The sequence below is a fragment of the Marinobacter sp. AN1 genome (genome assembly GCF_026013985.1).
GTDB classification, from domain to species: Bacteria; Pseudomonadota; Gammaproteobacteria; order Pseudomonadales; family Oleiphilaceae; genus Marinobacter; species Marinobacter segnicrescens.
This window is the reverse complement of record NZ_CP110342.1, coordinates 3922301-3943039: the sequence shown is the minus strand read 5'-3', so window position 1 is coordinate 3943039 and position 20739 is coordinate 3922301. Positions and strand designations below refer to the sequence as shown.

At 57.7% G+C, this 20739-nt stretch carries 18 protein-coding genes; 4 read left to right on the top strand and 14 right to left on the bottom strand.

Translation table 11 applies throughout. From position 1 onward, the window contains the following. Positions 1-5: 5 nt before the first annotated feature. The gene (locus tag LJ360_RS18170; RefSeq protein WP_264994669.1) at positions 6-713 is read right to left on the bottom strand and encodes a tRNA/rRNA methyltransferase; all 708 of its coding nucleotides are present in this window, start codon (positions 711-713) and stop codon (positions 6-8) included. On the opposite strand from LJ360_RS18170, the gene LJ360_RS18165 reads away from it, so the two are divergent. Next, complete coding sequence (locus LJ360_RS18165; RefSeq protein ID WP_264994668.1) at positions 712-1953, top strand: SAM-dependent methyltransferase; 1242 nt, start codon at positions 712-714, stop codon at positions 1951-1953. The genes LJ360_RS18170 and LJ360_RS18165 overlap by 2 nt on opposite strands. 54 nt (positions 1954-2007) lie before the next feature. Here the strand turns inward: LJ360_RS18165 and LJ360_RS18160 are convergent, their stop codons facing one another. From LJ360_RS18160 to LJ360_RS18150, 3 genes are all read right to left on the bottom strand, one after another. Continuing rightward, a complete protein-coding gene (locus tag LJ360_RS18160) occupies positions 2008-3129 on the bottom strand; it encodes an OmpA family protein (RefSeq protein WP_091851880.1) in 1122 nt (373 codons plus the stop codon). Positions 3130-3322: 193 nt separating this feature from the next. Then, positions 3323-3844 (bottom strand): outer membrane protein assembly factor BamE, encoded by a 522-nt coding sequence (gene bamE, locus LJ360_RS18155; RefSeq protein WP_091851877.1) that lies wholly within the window; start codon positions 3842-3844, stop codon positions 3323-3325. 17 nt (positions 3845-3861) lie between these two features. Continuing rightward, entirely contained in the window at positions 3862-6144 is a 2283-nt protein-coding gene (locus LJ360_RS18150) for an ATP-dependent helicase (RefSeq protein WP_091851874.1), read from the bottom strand. Between the two features lie 118 nt (positions 6145-6262). Here LJ360_RS18150 and LJ360_RS18145 point away from each other — a divergent pair, with 118 nt between their 5' ends. Beyond that, on the top strand, positions 6263-6646 hold the full coding sequence (locus LJ360_RS18145; RefSeq protein ID WP_091851871.1) for a DUF2237 family protein: 384 nt from the start codon (positions 6263-6265) through the stop codon (positions 6644-6646). Then, a complete protein-coding gene (locus LJ360_RS18140; protein ID WP_264994667.1) occupies positions 6646-8748 on the top strand; it encodes a tRNA(Met) cytidine acetyltransferase TmcA in 2103 nt (700 codons plus the stop codon). Before LJ360_RS18145 ends, LJ360_RS18140 begins: the two co-directional genes overlap by 1 nt. Before the next feature lie 303 nt (positions 8749-9051). Here LJ360_RS18140 and LJ360_RS18135 read toward each other — a convergent pair whose 3' ends face one another. The 10 genes from LJ360_RS18135 to LJ360_RS18090 all read right to left on the bottom strand — a co-directional run bounded on the left by LJ360_RS18135 (position 9052) and on the right by LJ360_RS18090 (position 20097). Next, complete coding sequence (locus LJ360_RS18135; protein ID WP_264994666.1) at positions 9052-10110, bottom strand: type I restriction endonuclease; 1059 nt, start codon at positions 10108-10110, stop codon at positions 9052-9054. A 158-nt stretch (positions 10111-10268) separates the two neighbouring features. Then, positions 10269-10535 (bottom strand): hypothetical protein, encoded by a 267-nt coding sequence (locus tag LJ360_RS18130; RefSeq protein ID WP_264994665.1) that lies wholly within the window; start codon positions 10533-10535, stop codon positions 10269-10271. 74 nt (positions 10536-10609) lie between these two features. Continuing rightward, positions 10610-11461 (bottom strand): hypothetical protein, encoded by an 852-nt coding sequence (locus tag LJ360_RS18125; RefSeq protein ID WP_264994664.1) that lies wholly within the window; start codon positions 11459-11461, stop codon positions 10610-10612. 94 nt (positions 11462-11555) lie between these two features. After that, positions 11556-12377: a DUF3800 domain-containing protein gene (locus tag LJ360_RS18120; RefSeq protein ID WP_264994663.1), complete on the bottom strand. Its 822-nt coding sequence runs from the start codon at positions 12375-12377 to the stop codon at positions 11556-11558. A gap of 337 nt (positions 12378-12714) precedes the next feature. Then, positions 12715-13344 carry a hypothetical protein gene (locus tag LJ360_RS18115; protein WP_264994662.1) on the bottom strand — a complete coding sequence of 210 codons (630 nt, stop codon included), beginning with the start codon at positions 13342-13344 and terminating at the stop codon, positions 12715-12717. Next, positions 13344-14597: an ISL3 family transposase gene (locus LJ360_RS18110; RefSeq protein WP_264994661.1), complete on the bottom strand. Its 1254-nt coding sequence runs from the start codon at positions 14595-14597 to the stop codon at positions 13344-13346. Before LJ360_RS18110 ends, LJ360_RS18115 begins: the two co-directional genes overlap by 1 nt. Before the next feature lie 28 nt (positions 14598-14625). Then, positions 14626-14985, bottom strand: coding sequence for a GIY-YIG nuclease family protein (locus LJ360_RS18105; RefSeq protein WP_264994660.1), 360 nt, complete (start codon positions 14983-14985; stop codon positions 14626-14628). A 452-nt stretch (positions 14986-15437) separates the two neighbouring features. Beyond that, the gene (locus LJ360_RS18100; RefSeq protein ID WP_264994659.1) at positions 15438-16061 is read right to left on the bottom strand and encodes a MarC family protein; all 624 of its coding nucleotides are present in this window, start codon (positions 16059-16061) and stop codon (positions 15438-15440) included. Between the two features lie 71 nt (positions 16062-16132). Next, positions 16133-18907, bottom strand: coding sequence for a mechanosensitive ion channel domain-containing protein (locus LJ360_RS18095; RefSeq protein ID WP_264994658.1), 2775 nt, complete (start codon positions 18905-18907; stop codon positions 16133-16135). 86 nt (positions 18908-18993) lie between these two features. Next, positions 18994-20097, bottom strand: a complete 1104-nt coding sequence (locus LJ360_RS18090; RefSeq protein WP_264994657.1) for an enoyl-CoA hydratase/isomerase family protein — start codon at positions 20095-20097, stop codon at positions 18994-18996. Positions 20098-20294: 197 nt separating this feature from the next. Between LJ360_RS18090 and LJ360_RS18085 the strand changes: the two genes are divergently transcribed. Then, positions 20295-20633, top strand: a complete 339-nt coding sequence (locus tag LJ360_RS18085; RefSeq protein ID WP_264994656.1) for a c-type cytochrome — start codon at positions 20295-20297, stop codon at positions 20631-20633. Positions 20634-20739: the final 106 nt, after the last annotated feature.

Sequence of the window (20739 nt, the reverse complement as noted above, 5' to 3'; positions counted from 1 at the left end):
CGGTTTCAGGAAGATTTGTCGATCTTGCGGGCAATGTTGCTGCACAGGGTATGAACGAAGCCGATATCCCTTTGGGAGAGCAGCGGCAGTTTCTCGAAAACCCACTGGTAAAGCTTGCCATCGGCCGGGGTGTCGATGTCGGGCAGTAACGATTCCAGGCGATGCCTGAGTACTCCCAGCCGGGCGGAGTCCGGTTCGGTTGTGGCACCCGCACCCGCATGGTCAGCACTGCAAGCCCTGACGGAGGATAGTTCCCAGGCATAGAGCATGACCGATTGTGCCAGGTTCAGGGAGGGATAGCTGACTGCCATTGGGATTCCTGTCAGCAGGTCGCAGCAGGCCATCTCGTCGTTGGATAACCCCCGGTCTTCCCGTCCGAATACCAGCGCTGCGGTGGTAACGGAATGACCCTTGTTTGCGATCACCCCGGCCAGCTCGCCGGGGGTGTGCCAATCCGATCGGCCATGACGGGGCTTGGCGGAGGTGCCGATCAGCAATTCCGCGGAGTTTCGGACTGACTCAAGATCAGGGAAAATGCGCGCGTTATCCAGGATATGGTCGCTGCCGTGGGCCAGCCAGTGGGCCTCGGGCCGGGTGTGCAGGTCCGAGTTGACCAGCCACAGCTGGCTGAACCCCATGGTACACAGGGCACGGGCGGCGGCGCCGACGTTTTCGGGCACCTTGGGCTCTACCAGAACAAAGGCCAGTTGCATGACATTACCTCCGCAGCGGAGTTTACACGACACAGACACGGCTGTTTACCAGCGTTGGCGACAGATTAATGACTGGCTCACCGACCATCGTGGTTTCTGGCAACCCGCGCCCTTTATGGAGCCGCAGCCGGGGTGGGTCGGACAGAATCCTGATCTGGCCAGGTGGCTTGGGCAGCTTGGCGGGGAGGACTGCGAGCACTTCGAGAACAACCCGGGCGAGCTGGCCAGCCATGTGCAGCAGTGGCTTCCGGGGGCGGCTGACTATGGACGGCTTACTACCGTGACCGACTTGCGACCCGCTCCCGCCACTGTGGCAGCCGCCACCCTGGCCGAGCGCGATGCCACCGATATGCCCGGGCGCAAGCGGTTACAGGCGGGGGCGTTGTGTGCGGCACTGTCGCCTTTGCAGCATCCGCTCCTGGACTGGTGTTGTGGCAAGGGGCATCTTTCCCGGACCTTATTTCGGCACAGTGGCTTAGCGGTGACCGGCTTTGAGTGGAACCCGACCCTGGTGGAGGATGGAAATCGCCTGGCTCGCCATTTCGGGGATGCGGTGACGATTCGACAGCAGGATGTTCTCCAGCAGGACCTGTGCTGGCCAGACCAGGTCCACGGTACCGCCCTGCATGCCTGCGGGGACCTGCACCGAAAACTGATCCGGGATGGTGCCCGGCAGGGGCAGCCGCGTCTGAGCTTCTCCCCATGTTGCTATCACCTGACCGAACAGGACGACTACCAGCCCCTGTCGGCGAGGGCCGGTAGTGCACATCCCGCCCTGGGCCTGTCCCGTCACGAGCTTCGGCTGGCAGTGCAGGAAACCGTGACAGCACCGTTGCGGGTCAGGGAACAGACCGAACGGGCAAGGCAATGGCGTCTGGGATTCGATGGTTTGCAACGGGCAATACGGGGTGAAGACAGCTATCTGCCGCTGCCGCCGCATCCGTCGCGGCTGCTGCATGAGGGGTTTGAAGCCTTCGCCCGCTGGGCAGCGGCCCGGAAGGTGCTGGCGCTACCGGCACAGGTGGACTGGAGTCACTGGGAAGGTTTTGGCGCAGCGCGTTTAAGGCAGGTTCGACGGTATGAGCTGATTCGCCATCTATTCCGTCGTCCACTGGAGCTCTGGCTTGTGTTCGATTACGCCCTGTATCTTGAAGAGGCAGGTTACCAGGTCCGGGTTGGGGCCTTCTGCGAACGTTCGCTGACCCCCCGCAACCTGCTGGTAGACGCGGTCAGGGGCTGAAACGAAGAAAGGCGCCCGCAGGCGCCTTTCCCGTTTTGTCCGAGGTACCGTCGATCAGCGACGAACCTGCAGACGGGCTTCTACCCGACGGTTGCGGGCACGGCCACCAGAGGTTTCGTTGGTGGCGACCGGCTCGGCTTCACCGTAACCCACCGGCGTCACACGATTGACGTCGATGCCATACATCTCAACCAGGCGATCAGCCACGGCTTCGGCACGACGCTGGGACAGCTGCTGGTTATAGTCAGCAGCGCCCGTGCTGTCGGTGTGACCAGCGATTTCCACGGACACTTCCTGGTCTTCCTTCATGGCATCAGCCACTTCGCGGATATCGTCGTCATACTCAGAGCCGATTTCCGCGCTGTTCACTGGGAAGGTGATGTACAGGGTGATGGTGTCGATAGTGACCACTTCACAGCCGGTTTCATCAACTTCGGTACCACGGGCGGTGCCAGGGCACTCGTCCAGGCGGTCCACTACGCCATCGCCGTCGCTGTCCAGTTCGCAACCATTGCTGTCAACGGCGGCGCCGGCGACGGTATTGGGGCACTGGTCACGGTTATCGGGAACGCCGTCGCCATCGGCATCCGGCTCAGGTGCGGGGGCTGGAGCCGGCTCGGGCTCAGGCTCGCTGGTACCACGGCTGAAGGCCAGGCTGATACCGGCGCTGACCTGGGCGTCGAATGTGCTCTCGTCAATACCGTGGAAGGCGCGTACGTCACCACGCAGGGACACCAGGTCAGTGACGTTGTAACGCAGACCACCGCCCAGGTTGACGCGAGTTTCATCGTGCTCGGTACCGGGTGTGGTTACGGTGCCGCCGTCAAAGTCGGCATGGCCAACACCGGCCGCGAGGTATGGGTTAAGCTTGTCGCTCTGGCTGCCGAAGTAGTACAGGCCGTCTACCCGCATTTCTTCGAAGTCCACATCGCCATTGGTGTATTTGCGGTCCGGCTCAGAGCGGGAGTACACCGCTTCCACAGCCCACTGGGGAAGGAACCGGTATTCCAGGCCGAAACCGTAGGTGGCTTCCTCGTCCAGGTCGCGCTTGTCACCGAAGTACTGGTAACCGGCGAACGGGTTGAGATAGACCGTCTGAATATCGTCGTCGGCGAGTGCCGGGGTACTGATCGCAGCGGCCAGCAAGGCCACTCCGAATGGACGAATTGTTTTCATTGCTGTTCCTCTTTCCATGGCATGTGAAAGCGCCTTAATCCCGGCGCCTGAAACAAGTTAAGTTTCGTAAGCTTGCGAATACAAGGGAAAATTACCGAAGTTTCGGAATCTACGAACCTTCAGGGCTAGTGATTAGCCTACGCTGAAAAATGTGACATGGGTCTCAAAGTATTGATTTTCTGGAGCTTATTTTTCAGGGCTTGCGGTACTCGACCCGTTCGACACAGCCGTTCCTGAAATAAACGTAAGTCAGCTCGTAGAGTGCGCCGTAATACTTGGTCTGGTAGACCCAGGTTTCCTGGGGGGTGGGGTAGACCTCGGAAGTGCGGCCGAAGGCTTGCTGCACCTGCTCTCGCGTCATCCCGGGGACGACCTGGTTGCGGGCCAGGTAGGTGCGCAGGTTGGTGGAGTTAATGAAACGGCAGGTATCCTCCTCAGCGGCTTCGGTCTCTTCTTCCTCGGCAGGAATCGGACCGGGCCTGTCGTCGTAGTCAGGCAGGTTGTCGGCCAGGCTACCGCCGACCCGGGTGTCGCGGACTTCCACCCGCTCGGAGCCAGGGCCGCAGGGCTGGTCGGAGAACTGTACACCGTCAGGACCTTCACATCGGTAAATGCTTGAATCCGCAGAGGTGATGCTGGAGAGGAACGTCATCAGCGCGACCGCCACCACGGCGGTTATGGCGGGCAAAGAGTGAGCGTTGGGGCAACCGGCCATCCAGGTTTCCTTACAGGTTACGCATCTGTCACGGGCCGAAAATACAGGTGCGCGCTCTTCTTGCTGAACGTCAGTGTGCGGCCCTCGTCAAAGCGTACATCAAAGGCGGTATCGGTTTCCGCCATTACCGTACCCGGGCCAAAAATGGCGTGGCTGAGGCGATGGCTGGCCCAGACCGGTGAATTGCCGGTGGTGCGGGCAGCGGACTCCCCCTGGAGGGTGATACCAGCGCGGTCAGCGTAGCGCTGGGCGACGTTGGTCAAGGGCTGGCCTGCCTGGTAGTGATCGGTATCCCGATCGATAGAACCTTCCCGTTGGTCCAGCCAGCGCCCGAACTGTTCGCTCAAGGGGAAACAGAGCTCGTCGACAAACCGGCTTGGTGCCTGATCGGCATCGATGGCCGGTCTTGGCCCCCCAGGCCGGGTGATCAGGTGCAGCTCCCGCCGGGTGCGGGTAACGGCCACGTAGAGCAGGCGCCGTTCACTTTCCATGAAAGCCTTCAGGTCATCCTGCTGCCGGGGGCTGTAGGGCAGGTATTTCTCCTGCAGCCCCGGGATGATTACCCGCGACCATTCCAGGCCCTTGGTTCGGTGGATGGTCGAGAGCAGTACGCCGCCAGCTGGTTTGGCGGTGTCATCCTGCTTTTCCAGGGCCTGACGACGCAGATTCTGAAGATGCGCCAGGGCTTCTGCCGGGGACACGTCCAGTGTTGCCAGGTAATCCCGGAATCCCAGCACGGTATCGATACGCTCGTTGGCCGACTCATGGGTCAGGGCCAGGCTGCGTATGCCCTCAAACAGGTCGGTTTGCTCGGCATACCGTTTCAGCAGGCTGGCCACCGGGCCGGAGTAACCTTCCAGCGCTGTCAGGGCCTCACCCAGGCGGCGGAGCTTTCGGGCGGGCAGGGGCCCGAGAGCCGACTCTTCCAGGCTTTGCAGGCAGCGGCCCCAACCGGACTCAAAGCCGGCCAGCATCCGTGCCATATTGCCCAGCTCCTGTTCCTTGAGGCCGACATGGGGGAATCGCAGCAGCTGGCGAGCAGCCTCCAGGCGATCTTCTAGGGTCATGCGAGGAAGCTGCCCGGTGACCACCTGAAGAAGGCTGGTCACCGCCTCTACCTCCCGGCTGAACAGGGCGCCCTTGCCCGCGCCGATGCGATAGGGAATCTGCCGGGCCAGCAGGCGCAGCTCAATGGCGACACTCTGACTCCAGACCCGGAACAGGATCGCGGTCTGCTGCTGTTCCGGTTCAGGCAGTGCTTCCAGCAACTTCACCACGATATTGCTGTCCTGGTCACTCTCGTGCAGATGTACCTGAGTGGCGGGTGTTGAAGCATGGGAGTGACACAGCACATCGTTACGACCGTGGTTATGGGTAATCAGGTGGTTAGCCAGCAGTGCCACCCGGTGCCCGTAGCGAAAACTGTAGCTGAGGGTTTGCTGCAACGGTTCGTCGAACTCCTCCCGGAACCGGCTCAGGATAAATTCCGGCCGGGCCCCCCGGAATTCGTAGATGGTCTGGTCAGGGTCGCCTACCACGGTTACTTTCGCGCGGTCCCCGGCCACATAGCGTAGCAGCAGGTGCTGGATTTCATTGGTGTCCTGGTATTCGTCCACCAGCACCAGGTCCATCTTGTTACCCACCAGCCGCTGCAGGGCCGTGTTCTGGTGAATGGCCATCACCGGCTCATAGAGCATGTCAGCGTAGGTGATCTGGCTGCGGGCCTTGCGCCACTGTTCGAAGGCGTGGAACAGGTCGATCAGGTAACGGTGGCGATCGCTGTAACCGAGCTCTTCGAACACCACGTCCACCGGGGTCAGGGTGGTTTTTACCAGGTCGATGAAACCGGTGGCGGTTTCCACATAATCCTTCTTGTTGCGGCGAATCTCGTCCGCCAGGTCTTCCGGTGCCAGTTGGCGAGTCAGCAGCCAGGCCTGGTAGCTCACTTCCTGTTCGGTAAGGATTTTCTCGGAGAAGGCCGGCAGGTAACCTTCCTGCACGAAGCGCCGGTACAGGCGAAGCCCCATGGCGTGGTAGGTGCGCACCTCCGGCAGCGCCAAGCCCAGGTCACGGGTGACGTCCCGCAGCTTGCGTTCGAAGTCCACCCGGGCGCTACGGTTGAACATCAGCACCAGCATACGGCGCGGGTCGTGGCCCTGCTGCAGCAGCCAGCGCAAGCGCCAGGCGAGGGTCGTGGTCTTGCCACTGCCGGCAACAGCGGTGATCAATGCATGCTCGTGGCCGGCAGTGATGATCTCGCATTGTTCGTCGGTGAGGAAGTCGGGGAGCGGGCTGGTCATGGCGCCATTGTAAAGGAGCGAGGGACAAATCCCGAATGGTTCTCGCCAGTGCCGGGGCACTGACACACTGCCAGTGGTACTTCATAATGACCGCAACATTCAGACAAGGAGCGATTCCATGGCACAGGCGCAGGATGAGTCCATCAACGTACTGGGCGAACCGCTGGAAGACTGCGGCACCGACCCGGTGACCGGTTTCTTCCGGGATGGCTGCTGTAATACCGGTCCCGAAGACTTCGGCAGTCACACGGTTTGTGCCGTCGTCACCGATGAGTTCCTGGCATTCTCCCGCAGCCGGGGCAACGACCTGAGCACGCCGCGACCGGAGTTTGGGTTTCCGGGGCTGCGCCCTGGCGATGGCTGGTGCCTGTGTGCCGCCCGCTGGCGGGAAGCCCTGGAGGCCGGTTGCGCTCCCCGGGTCCGGTTGAAGGCCACCCACCGCGCGGCGCTGGATATCTGTGACCTGGCGGACCTGAAGCGGCATTCGGTGGATCTGAACTAGTGAACGAAGGCAGCTGGCAGGCCCTGTCGCAGCGACTGTCGGCCCGGGGGGAGCGGCGCCTGGTGCTGGTGGAAGGCGCCCGCGAGCAGGCCCTGGCCCTGGTAAACAAGGTGATGTCAGAACTGGCCCCGTCAGGTGGTTTGTGGGTTGGTGAGCCGGCAGACTTGCCCCACCCCGCACTCACCGCGATTTCGGCCAACCAGGCCCGGCAGCACCTGGGCACTGAAAACCCGGTGCTGGTCTGGGATGGCTGGCACGGGAACCCGCCGGATTCGCTGGCGGCGCTCAGCGGCACCCTGCAGGCAGGCGGTTTGTGGTTCTGGCTGATGCCGGAACTTGCCGAGTGGGATACCTTCGCCGACCCCGACTATGCCCGGATGGGGTTGCCTGCCGAAGGGCAGCATCCCTTCATGGCCCGGATGGCCAGGATATTGGCGGAGGATTCGTCCGTTATCCGCCTTGAGGCCAATGGTGATGGCGCGCCCCCGCTCTTGCCAGTTGATGACGTGGCTATCGAGCCGTTTCGCCCGGCGGCCACGTCGGACCAGGAGCGGGCCATCGAACACATCCTCCACACCGGTCAGGGCCGCCGCCGGCGCCCCCTGGTGATCACCGCAGACCGTGGGCGGGGCAAGTCCGCAGCGCTGGGTATTGCCGCCGTGCGACTCTTGCAGGGCGGCCGCCACCGGATCCTGGTGGTGTCTCCCCGCAAGGAAAATGTCTCCACACTGTTCAGGCATGCTGCAGCGGAGGCTGGCCACGACTATACGGGTCAGACATTGCTCGAATTGAGTTCCGGCGAAACGCTGCAGTGGCTCCCGGTGGATGAGCTGCTGGCCCGCAGGCCGGAAGCAGAACTGGTCATGGTGGACGAAGCCGCCGCCATCCCGGCGCCGCTACTCCGGCAAATCCTGCTGGGCTGGCCGAGAGTGGTGTTTGCTTCCACCGTTCACGGCTATGAAGGCTCCGGTCGGGGCTTCAATCTCCGTTTCCGGGCGGTGCTGGACCGGGAAACACCTCACTGGCAGGGGCTGACCATGGAGCAGCCGGTTCGTTGGTCATCGTCCGACCCCCTCGAGACTCTGGTAAACCACCTTTTCCTGCTGGATGCCTCCGCCGTGGGCCCGGTACACCACGATGAGGTCGTGATCGAAAAATGGCGTCCGGCAGAAGCAAGCGAACAGGACCTCTCCAACGCCTTCGGCCTGCTGGTGGACGCCCACTATCGCACCACGCCCGGCGACCTGCGCCAATGGATGGACGATCCGGGTGCGGTCACCCTGGTTGCCCGGCAAGGCGCCGATATTGTCGGTGTGCTCTGGGCCACGGTGGAGGGTGGGCTGGACACCGAACTGGCGCACAAGGTCATGCGGGGCGAGCGACGGCTCAAGGGCCATCTGTTACCGCAGTCGCTTGCCAATCACGGCGGCGATACCGAGGCCGCCACCCTGCGGATGTTGCGAGTGGTCCGTTTAGCGGTTAACGACCAGTGCCGCCGCCGGGGTATCGGCCAGGATCTGCTTGACCACGCCGTACGGCAAGCAAGCGACCTCGGGCTGGATGCCATTGGCACCAGCTATGGTGCCTCGCAAGAGCTGCTGCCATTCTGGCAATCCGCCGGCTTCAAAACCGTACGCCTGGGTATCAGTCGTGAGGCCAGCTCTGGGGAATATGCCGTGCAGATGCTGCAGGGGCTGACAGACCGTGGCGTAGCTGCACAGCAGCGGCTTTCGAAGCGCTTTTCGGAGCAGTGGCCAGTCATGCTGCCGGTTGTGTGGCCGTCATTGTCGCCGGAGCTGGTTCTGGCCATCACATCTGATCTGCCACCGGCGCCGCCACTGACAGAGCAGGAGCGTATTGAGCTGGAGGCTTTTGCACATGGGCATCGGGGGTTTGAGCTGACCTTGGCGGCACTTCGGCGCCTGACACTGCAAGCCGGGTTGGCGGCGCGCCTGTTATCGTCGGAACAGGCTTCGCTCTGGGTGGCCAGTGTGTTTCAGAGCCGCACCTGGCCAGACCTACGACTTCAAGGGTTATGCCAGGGACAGCGGGATGGGGAATCCCGGGTGCGCAAGCGGACTTCTTCGATGCTTTCTGAATAAGCGAACTACGATGTCAATATAGCGGTCGAATCGAGGCGCCATAGATCGGCCTCTTTGGTCGCAAAGCAAACATTCATGATGAGCGATCAACGCCTTGTGCACGCTGCCGGTACGGAGCGTAATACTGGTCATTTTATCCATTGTTAGCCGCTTTTCCCAAGTACCCGTTTAGCACGAGCAAGGACATGATCAAAAGTCATGATACTGAGATTACGATAGCTCGAATTCAAAACCCTAAATGCCTTTGCTTCTACCAGGGTGTCCGGTTTCAATGGGGGCTACTACAGCTACTATACCCACTGACTACTCAACATAGCCTCCGACTGTCTCCAGCAGATCCTGTTCGTAGTTGAAGATGTCATTGAGAGTCTCGATAGGATGACGGGTTTCTCTTTTTTCACTATCGAATATCCCTATATACTTCTGAGACCGGTTGAAGTGCATCCGGCACAGTGGCTTACGGTTGTTATCATCAATCAGCACACCGCAGTAACTCTTGGTATCACGCATTACCACCCTGTCTGGATCGATAGCCTTGCGTACAATTGCCTTGACTAGGTTGTAACCTTCTACCTCATCCTCGGTTGTGATAACTCCGTTATCGGCCTCTTCCTCAACTTCCATCGTGTCTTCTAGCGGATCAGAATAGCGATTCATTGCGCTTTGCAAACGATCATTAATCTGTTCATTCAGGAACTGGTTGATCGCTTTTTTGATGATCGGCTTGAAGTCGTTTTTGACTGACTGAGTCAGTTTGCCTTCGTACACGGAGCCGGCCAGCAGCTTAACCATATCATCGCTTGGGTCACGCAGTTCTTGTTGCAACACCTTCTTGATCTGGTTGGAGAACTTCATTTCCCCGGCAGAGTTGAGTACATCCTCAAGATCGAATTTCTCCTTGGTCAGTTTCTTGAGTTCTGGCACCAGGCTTTCATCCAAGTTCTCGAAATCGATCTCCAAGAAAGGCCGTTCGTCCATCTTATTAGTGGCGTCCAGATCACTGAAAAACTGGTAAATACTTCCGTTAGTCAGAATGGCAATGCGGGCAGTAGTAACCGAGAAATAGCGATAGAGTTGAGAGGCGTGCTTTAGTTTGAGCTGCTCGCCATACTTCTTGGCTTCAATAAGCATCTGGATTTCGCCATCATGTGTGATGGCGTAATCCACCTTTTCCCCTTTCTTGGTGCCGGTGTCAGCAGTAAACTCCGGCACCACTTCGTTGGGGTTAAAGATGTCGTACCCCAAAACCGAATGGATAAAAGGCATAACCAAAGCATTCTTGGTTGCCTCTTCGGTGTCCAGCTTATCATTGACTTTTTCAATTTTTGACACCAGATTCAGTACTTTATCTTTGAATTCCATGTTTTCTCTCCAGCTCATTAACTTAAACAACATTAGTGAGCTACACGGAGTTCGTCAATATAAGCGGCTCATCTGGCCGTACCAAAGTGTAAGCGCCGCAAAGGTATCGCCACGGAACCTCAACCCTTGGGTTTGCCGGAAGCTCCAAATTAGTCACCCTAACATCGTGTGATGGCTGAACGCTTTCGGGTATTCGCATCGACCCAATTAACACCGTCAAAGTCATCTACCAAACCAATACTAGACAACTTTCCAATACCCTCGATAAATCCGTAGTCAGCAATGATTTCGTAATGGTGAAGAAAGTCATCATTCAGGTCCTCCAAGCCCATCCCGTTGAGAATTTCCTTTAAACTCGGCCGCGGCGAAGGATTCTCTTCAATAACGGTAAGCAGAGACCGTAAATACTCTTTATCCAGCTTCATGGAGACTCTCGCTAGGTCTTAGCGCACGAGCTCAGCCGCCGCTTTAGCGCTCGGCTGGAGCCCTTGGCTGAATTCTATTCTGTCCAAGAATCGGTAACGACGCTGATACTTTCCTTAACTACAAACGCGCCTTTTGGCTTGTTTGCTCTCGCCTTGCAGTCGAATTGCAAAGGAAAACTATCGTTGATAATCGCACCGTCACCGCGCTTTTGATCTGAGGATGATCCGTATTGCAGCGTGGCGTGGACCGTTCCTTCACCAATGATGTACAAAAACTGTTCGTCAACGTCGACTACTTGGAAGCCTTCAAAGTCCACCCAATCGATCACAGAATGACTCGATAGCTCATCTAGACAGTTAGGAATTTCATTGGTGAGCTCATCTCTGACATAGGCAAAAAGTGTTTCGGGAATATGATCAAGCACATCTCTCTTCCCGTCTTCTATTATCGACATGGCATTATTAAAGGTTACGATTACCTTTTTTAGACTCTGATATGATGATTTTGGGGAGATCCTAAGCTTGGCTTCACCGATGTGAGTGTACGAGTTCAGAGCATCGATTTGATCCTGGTAGCTTGATATGAACTCTTTAACGTCTTCACGAATTTCCTCTGACAACAGATGATCCTGAATTCCTCCCTGCATACAGTACTTTAGCTTTTGTCCTCTCGTTGCTTTCTCTGGATTATCTAATTGAGGGTTAAACCAGATGCACTTTCTAACTTTTGAATCCGGAGCCTTCCGATCCAGCACATGCCTAAGAAGCTCTCGCATGGCGAACGCAAAATTATGGAATCGCAATGGATTTCCATGGGAGCAATAGTTCCGTAAGGCCGAGACGAATAGTTCATTCTCGAATTCGGTCGAAAGATGGGAACTGAACTCCTCGATAAAACAATGAGACAACAGTTTTTTTAGCTTCATAAGTTTGATTCAAGATAATTCTAACGCCAACAGCACGCTCGGCTACGGAACGAAGGCGAAGCCGCAATGTAACAGATCGCCGTGCCAGCACTTTTTATAGATTCTCAGCATAGGGCAACCCTTTATGTGGGAGGCCGATACCACCGGATATGCTTACCTTCACATATGCGTCTTCCCCGAGAACCCAGTGGTACAAGTTCCAAAGATCGTCCGGAAACAACTTCAATCCCGAGCCACCGATGTATCCAAAGTGGTTGCTGATAAACATCTTCTTGACCAAAGGAAATAATTCACCTGCATATCGATCTTGCCCAGCTACCATGGCAGCAGTGATTGAGGTAACTAGATCCGCTAGTTGTAGATGCTTAACTAAGTGGGATGGAGTTGTAAGAATATTTAGCGCTACACGATCTGGGCCAACGTGTAAAGTCCCATTGTTAACCCGCTCAAGGAAATCGGACAAAAATGCCTCGTCCTGTTTATGGCTGCCGCCTGGCCGGTCAGCGATCATCAAGCCAATGGTGTCTTGCTTCTTAAGGTGAACGGATATGCGCTCGAAAGCGAAGTCCAACGCTTTGTTGAAGGCGCGTTCTCCCTTCAACGTTGTACGCCCCTCGTCCCAACAAATGACGATTGCCTTTACGCCGTGATCGAGTGCCGCTTGTATAATCTCACGGTAACATTCAGTTCTTTTCTCACCGTGTAAATTTTGATATATCCAGGATTTCTTCTTGGGCGACCACTTAATCTCTTCACCCTCGGGAATGGCATATTTTTTCTGACAGATATCGGTAATCTGCTGTTCAAGAGGCATCAGCGCCTCTGGGGATACAAAAACTCCCCCAAATGAGATTATTTTTCCCATGCCATCTCGAACTCCTTTGTGAGTTGAGTCATCGGCGAAAAACAACTCCATGGGTCATCTCCTATCCATAACAGCAGCTAGACAGCGCGCTTCACCACTGCAAAAATTTGTCTGCGTCGTTGTTACAGCCGTTGAGCCGTCAATCCCACCGCAGATAAATTTATAAAACAATAGCCTAGCGCACCATCGTGAGCTCTGCCACTGAATCAATTGGCTTCTGTAAGTGGCTCCGTCAATCAAATAGCATGAAAGACCAGTGATTCGCCTGAAACCTTCGGGGAAAAGCACTAATCGAATGTTCGCTTTTGTTTAGATTGCCTGGGATGCGGGACGGTCGCAAAGCGAACACTCGGAGTTCAGGGCAGTGCTTTCTCTTTGAGGGGCGTCATCAATGCGGGTTGCCTCTTATCTTTTTGCCGTCCGGAAAGAAAAAAATTGGGGGTCTAGGTTTGTAATGCCCTATCCGTCGAAGATGTTCCACTTCGTCTTGAACTTTTCTTCTCAAGGACGCCATTTCACGTCGTAACGGCATACGTGGTTCCCACTCGCGTTGGAGCTGCTTCTCCAGCCGAGTCTTGTATTTGCCCCATAAGGCAAAGCTAGCCGCTATAACCCCGAAAAAAAGCAAAAACCCAAATATGCCGCCCCCGTTTTCAGACCCTATGACTCCAATCGCTGCATGCCATGCCCCAATACTCAAAAACCAAGTTCCGATGCCCCAAATCCAGCCTTGCGAGGAGTCCAATTTCGGCGGGGGCCCAAATTGTGCTAATTCCTTCTCTTCCAAAGTACGAATTTTCTCCAAACATTCTGATTTGAATGCTTGAAATCTTGCCTCTCTTTGCTGCCACAGAATTTCTCGCTGCCGCGCCTCCTTCTGTTGGGCCTGTTCAAGTCGCCTTTGAGCCTCTTTTTCTTGTGCCAACTTCAGTCGCTTTTCTTGGTCTGCTTCGATATAGGTTTGACAGTTGCTAACTTTGGCGGAAAAATGGGCTCTCTTCCGTTTTGTGTGGAACATTAGCTTGCAACCATTCTCTGTAATGGCGTCTGGAACGGGTTTGCTGGCAGATGCTTGAGCTTGCCGGCAATCAGAAAGCAGATGGCAATGAAGTGGCTCGCCGTGCCGTAGCCGCGCGCACGGGCCTTGGCCGCCTGGATCAGGCTGTTCATGGCTTCGACATAACCATTGCTCAAGCCGCTTTCAAAGCCCTGTAGGACTCCGGCCCAGTGTCGCTTGATGGTGGCAGCTAGTTGTTTCATCGGTTCCAACCGACAGCGTCTGGCCCAGGAGTGCCATCGCTTCAGTAACCCTTCCGCTTGTTCACGACCAGGCTTGGCCTGGAAGATGTCACGCAAGGCCTCTTTGATGCGCCAGGCACGAGCGGTCTTCAGGTTGGAGCGGGTCAGGTCGTAGACGGCCTCATCCTGCTTTTTGCTCCAGCGGGCCATGTCCGTGAGCCAGGCCCATTTGGTTCGCTTCAGGCGGGCGTCGTGGCGTACTTCAGACTTGCGCACGGCATCCACAGCCTGATTTGCCAGCTGAATGATATGGAACCGGTCAAAGGTGATTTCGGCGTTGGGCAGGTGCTGCCCCAGGCCGCTGATGTAGGCTTTAGACATATCGATGCTGGCGTGCCGGATCTGATCAGCCTTGCCCTGATGGCTTGCAAGATCCTCAGAGAATCCTTTCAGAGTCTGGGCGTCACGACCGGGCGTTGCAAAGATGAGTCGGCGCTCGGCCAGGTCATGCACCAGCGTGATGTAGTGATGGCCACGCCGACAGGCGGTCTCATCGACCCCGATGGTGGTCACGGTGCTGTAGTCTTCACGAGCTTGTGCCTGGGTGACATGGTGGTCCAGTACCCGCCAAAGGGCCCTGTCATCAGTCCTCAGCTGCCTTGCCGTGGTCGATACCGGCATGGCCTTGGCCAACGTGAGCGCAAAGGCTTCGAATAGCAGGGTGAAACGGCTGCCCGGGCGAGCCCAGGGTACTTCCACCTGAGTGGTCTTCTTGCAGCCGCCGCAGCGCACCCGGGGCACCTCGGCATGGACATAGGCGGCAAACTGGAAGAAGTCCAAATGCCGCCAGGTTCGCGGTTTCCGGTCGTGAATAGGCTGATCAGATCGCCCACAACCAGGACACGGTAATTGCTTCGCCTCACAGGAGACCCGGAAATCGATACGCTGGGCCTTTGGGTCAAAATCGATGTCATCGACAGCCCATGGTGACGTCAGACCCAAGGCTTGTGTGAACAAGAGTTCCGGATTCATAGAGATGTTCGCTGGAGGTCAGAAGATATCAGGGAGTATGGCTCAAAAAGGCGTTAGCTGGCGACCGATTCCACACGGAATGGAAGAGAGCCGAAAAATGCGGATTATAGTCGTCTAAAATCGCTAAAACTTTTTTAACGGCATCTTCCGGGCCAATATCGAAAAACTCTCTGTTGTGCGCTGATCGGAAGTTAGAAAGTGCTGAGTGAATCGCCCTTTCGCTTACATGACAGTCCTTTACTTCAGCGCTGAATATGAGCTCGAACGGCGTGGGAACCCCGGTAGTTTGGAGCGCAGCGATTCTTTTATGTGGGCAAATTTCGGTTTTCCCGATTTTCACTTTACCGGGTATTGATTCATTGCTGCAGATATAGATGTATTGTCCCATCTGGTCCTACCCACGAAAAAAATAGACGCTCAGTTAGACGCATTGTAAGCATCTCTCTGTAGTTGCGCCACTGATTAGAGTTCTTTGACCGTTGGTGTTTAGCCAGGCTATTGCATCCAGTTAAGTGTACCGATGGATCATCATTGCGGAACCGTTCGCTTTTGTTTAAGTGTCGCGTGGGACGGTCGAAAAACGAGAATTAAGATGAGCCTCGCAAAGCCAGCCATTGGCGTTGCCGCCGATAGCACCGTCCGGTAAAGGGCCCTCGGCCCTTAAACGAGCTTATGGCCTTGGTATTCGGTCCATGACTCACGAATCTGGCATTCGTATGGGGCTGGGGTGTGTCACGCGTATCGGGGCAAGTTTAGCATCGCCATAGGCCAGCCCAACTTTTTGCTCCATTGAATAAATGAGACCTCCTGTAGACATCCCTGTTTCAGCTGAAAGACTGATCAAAGGGACCTGACAAACCCCGCAACCCCGGTCATCACAATCTCCGCAGCCATCGCAGACAGTATCAGCCCACTGATCTTCGAAAGGATATTCAGCCCCGTCTTGCCCAGCAGTTTTTCAAGGTGGCCCGACAGGTGGAGTAACACGGCCAGGATCAGCAAACCCGAGAGCAAGCCAAGCAGCCCGCCGGCCACTTCCGGCACGGCTTTCAGTTCGGCGCCGTAGACCAGGATGGCGCCGATGGTGGCCGGGCCGATCATGACCGGGATGGCCAGTGGCACGACGGCCACGTCGTCCCGGTCTTCTTCGGGCAGTCCGGTGGCGTGGTTTCGTGTGCCGCTGGTTACCAGGCTGATTGCGGTCAGGAACAGCAGGCTGCCCGCGCCAATACGGAACGAGTTCAGGGTGATACCGATGGCACTGAACAGCACCGGGCCAGCGAAGAACAGGACCAGGCCCAGAATCAGTGCTGAGATGGAGGCCCGCTTGATGATGGATGCCTTCTCTGCCGCTGGCAGTCCGCGGGTGAGCGCCAGGAACATGGACACGACAAAGAAGGGCGCCAGTAGGAACAGGAAGCGGATGGTGGAACTGACGTAGGTGGAAAGGAACATCTCAAACATCGTATCCGCTTACCTCGGTTGGGAACCATTGGAGTATAGCCGCCCGGTGTTACACAACGTGGACGGCGCCATCAGGGTGAACCCTCGGTCTTTGCGCCCGGTACGCCCCAGGGCATGGGCGCTGTCCGGATGTGGATGTCCCGTTGCGGGTAGGGAATCTCCACGTTGGCATCCCGCAGGGTGCGGGTAATGGCGGAATGTAATTCATGTGACAGGGGCATGAAGTCCAGCAGGTCGCGAACAAAGACCCGGACCTCGAAGTTGACGCTGCTGTCGCCAAGCCCGACGCAGAAGACGGCCGGGGCCGGGTCGTCCACGACCCGCTCGTTGTTTTCAGCGACTTCCTGTAACAGGTCGCGCACCTGGTCCACGTCTGAGCCGTAGGCAACGCTGACCCGGATGATCACGCGGGTAATGGGGTCGGTCAGGGTCCAGTTGGTGAGGTCCTGGGTGACGAAGGTCTTGTTGGGGATGATCTGTTCCTTGCGATCCCAGTCCACCAGGGTGGTCGCCCGGATGCGGATGCGGGCTACGGTGCCGGTAATACCATTAATGGTGACGGTATCGCCCACCCGGATGGGGCGTTCGAACAACAGGATGATGCCGGACACAAAGTTGGCGACAATTTCCTGTAGCCCGAAGCCTAGGCCCACACCCAGGGCGGCCACCAGCCATTGCAGCTTCGACCATTGCAGCCCGATCACCGCCAGGGCCGCCATGATGCCGGCGAACACGATAACGTAGGTAACCAGGGTGGTAATGGCATAGCCGGCGCCGGGCTCCAGGTTCATACGGCTGAGGAACATTACTTCCAGTGTGCCCGGCAGGTTGCGGGCGGCCAGGATGGTGCCGACGCCGAACAACAGCGCCAGCATCAGGTCGCCCAGGGTGATGGGCAGGGCCTCTTCCCCTTCTGCGCCTGCAATGGTCCACAGGGTAACGCTGTCAAACACCTGAAGGGCGGGAATGACATCCGCCCAGAACACCCATAGCACAGAGGCGGCCAGGACAAAGGCGACGATGCGGACCAGGGCCTTGCTCTGCTGGCTGATGTCCTTCAGGTCCATTTCCGGCATGTCCAGGGTCACGGGCATACCTTCCCCGGAATTTTCAGCGGTCTCGCGGGTCTCTGCCAGCTTGCGCTCGGCGGCTCGCTGCTCACGCAGTCGCTTGAGTGTCAACCGGCGCTCCCGGACGGACAGGGCTCTGAGGGCCAGGTAATACATCATCATCACGGCTGCCAGCCAGCAACCACTGAGGAACAGCAGGCCTTCCAGCTGAACGGCGGTATAGTGGTAACCCCACAGTGATGCTATCGCCAGCATCAGCGGAATGGCCACGGTCACAATCCGGGCACCGCGCAGAAAGCGACTGGACGGGTTGGCGATGATCACAGCGGACATAACCCGGTAGGCGAACCAGGCCAGCGCTCCGGAAGCAACCAGGAACAGGAAACGCCCCAGGCTGTTGCTGTAATCCGCACCTTCCGGCGTCTCCATGGTGGGCAGGATGATGACGATGGGTGTCAGCACGGCCAGCAAAAGCGGCATTTGTTGACGAATGGCTGCCAGGGTTGCGGCCTGCCAGTGGAAATGACGCTCTCCCAGTCCGTCCGGCCTGGCCACGGAGTGAAGCGTGCGGAGAAGCAGGATCACGAAGGCGGCGCCGGTAAACCCCGAGGACAGGGCAGCGAACAGCGCGTTCCCCTCCTTGAGGAGAAGCGCTACGGCCGACAGCGCCAGCACCCAGGGCAGCGCCAGCAAAAAGCTCAGGCTTGCGGCAGTGAGGGTGAGGGCCATGCGGTCCTTGCCCACGTTGCCGACATCGTCGCCGGTGTTGATGACGGTGTTGCGGAGGGACTGGCGTCGCATGAGCAATACCGCCAGTATCGCCAGGATAAGGAGTATCCAGCTGCCCCGCTCAGCGAAGGACGCACGGACCGCTTTGCTCAGTTCCGGCCACTGCAGTCCTGACAGCAGCCAGCTGAACCCCTGGTACAGCTGGCTGGCCATGGCTGGCGACACCCGCTCTGCACTGGGTAGCCAGAACAGGCGCTGCTGTAGCAGTTCCTGGTAGGCGGCGAAACGGTCACGCAGGGCGACCACTGTGTTGTAGTAGTCGTTAAGCACATCAATGTGGTCAGTAACCACACCGTGCAGTTGCACGATGACCTCAGTGCGTAGCTGTCTCAGACGGCCGCGGTCGGTGTCTTCGGGAGCGCTGAGTGCCTCAAATTCCTCCAGCCGAAGCTGTTCCTCCCGAGCGGCGGACAGTTGGGTACTGATGCCTTCGGTGAGGCCGTCGGCGATGGTCTGGCTCTGGAGCCGTTCCAGGCGTTGGCGAAGCAGTCGGGCGTAGTCATTGGTAAGGTTGAGGCCGGCGGTTTCCAGACGTAGCTCAAAGCTGCGGTACTCGTTGTCCAGTCGCTCCAGCAGGGATTGGGCCTGGGCCAGGCGGCGCTGACTGGCTTCCAGGGCCGCCTGGCGTTGCACCAGGGCTTCTCGCAAGGTTTCGATCTGCTGGCGGATATCGGCATGTTCCGCCGCTGGCAGGTCACTTTGCAGTGGTTGTTCCGGCTCTTCTTCCAATACCGGTTGAACCGGGGTTGCTGAAGGTTCGGGTGGTGGCTCTTGCTCGGCTTCTTTCGGGTCTGCTTCGGAAGTTGGCCCTGAATCTCCGCGTGGTGAGGTCGCTTCCGCGGATTCCGTCCCCTGTGCCTCTTTCATGCCCGGCAGCAAGTCGGTCACGGCCGCGGCAGTCGATGTGGGCTGCACCAGCCACAGCAGGCTGACCAGCACGATCGCCAAGGCACGCCAGGCTGAATGGAGGGCGGTTTGTGTGAACATGGTTGGAGGAGCCTGTTCTTCCCTGTTTTCAGTAGTGTAACGGTTAATGCAGCACAACTGGATAACCTGGTCCCCCAATGCCATCCCTAGAGATCCGCGAGGGGGTCTTCCGTTTCAGGCCAGGGAGGCGTGAAGTGGCTCTCCACATAGTCTTCCGGTACCTCGGTTAACGACCGGTAACGCCATGCGGGCTGGTTGTCCCGGTCGATCAGCCGGGCGCGGATGCCCTCCGCCAGGTCCGGTCCGGCGGCACAGTTGGCCACCATGGCCAGTTCCATCCGGAAAATATCCTTCAGCGACATCTGCAGACCATGGGCCAACTGGCGTTCGAGCAGATAGAGGGACACCGGGCAGGCGTGGCGTAAACCGTCGATGCAGGCACGCCACCACTCATTTCCGGGAGGGCTGCTCAGCAGCCGTTCGGCCACCCTGGACAGATCGTCACGCCGACACAGGCGTGCAATATCCTGTTCGTAGAGCGCCAGTTCACTGTCCGGCAGGGATTCTGCCGGGGCCTCTTCCAGCTGGTTCAGCAGACGGAACAGGCGGTTGTCATCTGCGGCAATATCGCCGGTCCAGTACTGGTCAGTAATGCGGTTGATCAATTCTTCCTGCTGGCTGCGCTCGACCACCAGGTCTGCCAGGCCAATGCGCATGGCGTCGGTTGCATTCATTCGTGCCCCGGTAAGGCCCATGAACAGGCCGATACTGCCAGGCAGGCGGTTCAGGAACCAGCTGGCGCCAACATCCGGGAACAGGCCAATAGTGGCTTCGGGCATGGCCAGCATGATGTCCGGGGTAACCAGACGGTATCGGCTGGCCTGTAACAGCCCCATGCCGCCACCCATGGTTATACCGTGGGCCAGGGTAACTACTGGCTTGGGGAAGGTGTGGAGGGTGTAATCCACTCGGTATTCCTGAGCGAATACCCTGGTAACGGTCATCGTGTCCGGGGCTTCTTTCAGCGCCTGGTAGACTTCACGGATATCGCCGCCTGCGGAAAAGCCCCGGTCACCTTTGGCGTTGATCATGACCAGGCGGATGCTTTCATCGTGGGCCCAGTCATCGAGTTGGGCCTGCATCTGAAGGAACATCTCTGAGGAAAGGGCATTCAGGGTAGCCGGCGAGTCCAGGGTTAACAGGCCGAGCTTACCGCCACGGCAGGGGAGTTCGCGGGTCTGAATGCTCATGGTTTTTGGATGCTTCCCTTGTCGTCGACTACTTTGGGTACAAGTACCTACTGTGGTGCTAACTGTATCAGAAATAAAGCGTACAAAGGTCGGGGGTGTGCCGGTGGCCGATAGCTCTTGATCTAACTCATGTGCGGTGCCGCGAGGGCTATGCTATAAAGCGACTCAAAGGTTCCAAAAAACTGATGGAGAGACCTATGACTCTGAAAAAACTGGCAATGGCAGGTGTGGTAATGGCAACTTTTGCAGCGCCGGGCCTGGTAAACGCCGCAGGTGATGCGGAAGCTGGCAAGGCCAAGGCAGCAGTCTGTGCTGCATGTCACGGCCAGAATGGTATTGCACAGATCCCGGGTTATCCCAACCTGGCTGGTCAGAACGAGGCCTACCTGGTGTCTGCACTTAAGGCCTACAAGGACAAGCAGCGTTCTGGTGGCCAGGCTCCGGTTATGCAGGGTCAGGCCGCGGGCCTGAGTGATGAGGATATCGCCAACCTGGCAGCCTACTACGCGAGCCTGCCTGCGGACGGTGGCAAGTAAGTCACGGTAGCTCCGCGATGAAGTGCCTCTGAACAGACGTCGAAGAAAAAACGGCCGGTCATAAACCCGGCGTTTTAGTTTGGGGGCAAACAGGGGAAGAAACGAA